Raw genomic sequence first — 759 nt, forward strand, 5'->3', positions numbered from 1 at the left:
TTCCGGCCCAAGGCGATGCCGCGCAGGGCGCGTTCGGCGGCATTGTTCGACAGACAGATGCGGCCGTCGTCGAGGAAGCGGGTGAAGGCGGGCCAGCGCTTGAGCATGTAGTCCATCGCCTTGGCGAGATCATTGCCGCGCGAGAGCTTGGCGCGCTGTTCGCGCATCCAGCCTTCCAGATCGGCGACCAGGGGAGCGCTGAGCTCCTGGCGGACGACACGGCGCTGCTCAGCGGTTTGGCCGTTGATAGCGCGTTCGATCTCGAACAGGGCGTCGATCCGTTGAACCGCCTCCAGGGCCAGCGGCGAGATCGGCGCCGTGGTCTTGCCGCGCGCCTTGCGCCGCGCGTTCTCGGCGAGATCGGCCATGATGAAGAACGGGCGCCGTGCATGGACCCAGCAGGCCGCCTCCAGGATCGGAGCCGGCTTGCGGTCGGGCGCGTAGACCTTGGCGTAGCCGCCATAAGCGTCGGCCTGGAACAGCCCGGTATAGCTGGCGAGATGTTTCTGAGGATGTTCGCCGCCCCGGTCGCGCGAGTAGTAGAACATCGCCGCCGGTGGGGCTTGTCCCCCGAAGGGACGGTCGTCACGGACATAAACCCAACATCGCCCGGTGTCGGTCTTGCCCTTGGCCAACACTGGCACGGTGGTGTCGTCGCCGTGCAGGCGTTCGGCGGCAAAGACATGGGGATCGCGCTTCAATGACTCCTGGACTTGGAGCGCCAGGCCGTTCATGCCACGGCGCATGTCGGTGCGGCCG

At 66.9% G+C, this 759-nt stretch carries 1 protein-coding gene; it reads right to left on the bottom strand.

Annotation, left to right across the window (positions count from 1 at the left end):
* The coding region (tnpC, locus tag A6A05_RS04635; protein WP_156520900.1) for an IS66 family transposase at nucleotides 1–759 on the bottom strand (759 nt) is incomplete at both ends.

Source organism: Magnetospirillum moscoviense (assembly GCF_001650635.1).
Lineage (GTDB): Bacteria > Pseudomonadota > Alphaproteobacteria > Rhodospirillales > Magnetospirillaceae > Magnetospirillum > Magnetospirillum moscoviense.